We start from the raw sequence: 1,410 nt of genomic DNA, 5'->3' as shown, positions 1-1,410 counted from the left end.
ATAAGGATAAAAAAGTAAAAAAATTATCAACCGGTCAAAAGAAAAGAGTTCAGGTGTTAAAGTGTCTATTAAGTCAGCCGGATTTACTGATCTGTGATGAACCGACAGCAGCATTGGACGTCGCTAATAGTAAGCTGGTCATGGAAGCATTAAAAGAAGCAGGAAAAAATATTCCAGTGTTAATAGTAAGTCATGATATGGGTTTATGTAATCAGTATGCCAATCGAATCTGTAAACTGGAAAATGGATATATAAGTGAAGATAAGATTATCAGTGAACAAAAAGAATATCATTTAAAACAGTCTAGAAAAATTAAGCGACCAGTAAAAGAATATCTGTATCTGATTAAAAAGATGATAATCTCAAGACCAGGAGACAGTCTAATAAAAGCAGTGATAATGAGTCTGTTGATATTTTCTTTATATGCCGGGATCAATTTTTTCAGTTCAGTATCAGGAAAGAGTGATGCCAAATATAAATGGACAACAGGAGAAAACCTGTTAATAACAATCGGTAATGAAGAAAACAAAAGCGATGAAAATGAAACAACTGCGTCTTACCAAGTTGCTGATCCATTATATTCCACATATGATTTTTATACTAAGCAGGATGTTCAAAATGTATTGAATGAAGTAGATGAGGTAATAGGATATCGAGCAGGATGGGATACAGGTATTTATGATTGGTCAAATTATCTACCTATGTATACATATGATGAAGCTAAGAAAGTATTAGAAACAGCAGATCCGAAACGACCAAGCACTCAAAAACTAGCAGCTAGTATAGAATTCTTTGAAAGTGAAGGGGGACCTGAACATGTAGTTCGTAATGAAAAAAGATTTTATTATTCATATTATATGGACGGATTTAGAAACATTGATTACCCAAATGATTTGATAAGTAATTCAATTTATTTTGATTATATATTTTATATAGATACAGTAGTTTATCAGATGAAAAATGATTATCAGTTTTCATTATTATATGGTAATCAGATGAAAAGCGACGATGAAATAATCATATCATTAACAGTAGCTGATAAACTATTGGAAAATGAATCAGTATCCAGTTATGAGGATTTGATAGGCAAAGAGATAAGTTTAGTCAACAATTCATATATTACTTGTAAATATTCTGGAAATAATAGATCATTTGAAAATGAATGTATTAAAGAAAACTATTTTTCTTGCAAGATTGCCGGGATAACAGATCATAAAAATAATTATGAAAATCAGGTGTATCTAAGAAATGGTGTTTATGATAAGTGGATCGAGGAAAAATTTCAAATGAATTTGGAATACTTAGAATATCAGTATGCTTATTATTTAATCGATCCAGAAAGTGACAGTGATGAAATAAGCAGTAAAATTGATGAAATATCAGCAAGCACAGACAGTCACTATGCAAGTT

The 1,410-nt window shown here is 30.8% G+C and carries 1 protein-coding gene; it reads left to right on the top strand.

The features are described 5' to 3' along the window. Positions 1-1,410, top strand: a 1,410-nt coding sequence (locus B5F09_RS14505; RefSeq protein ID WP_143357536.1) for an ABC transporter ATP-binding protein, incomplete at both ends; no start/stop codon positions are given.

The sequence above is a fragment of the Erysipelatoclostridium sp. An173 genome (genome assembly GCF_002160495.1).
In the GTDB taxonomy this organism is placed as follows: domain Bacteria; phylum Bacillota_I; class Bacilli_A; order Erysipelotrichales; family Coprobacillaceae; genus Thomasclavelia; species Thomasclavelia merdavium.
The sequence above is the reverse complement of the archived record's forward strand: the minus strand, read 5'-3'. Positions and strand labels throughout refer to the sequence as shown.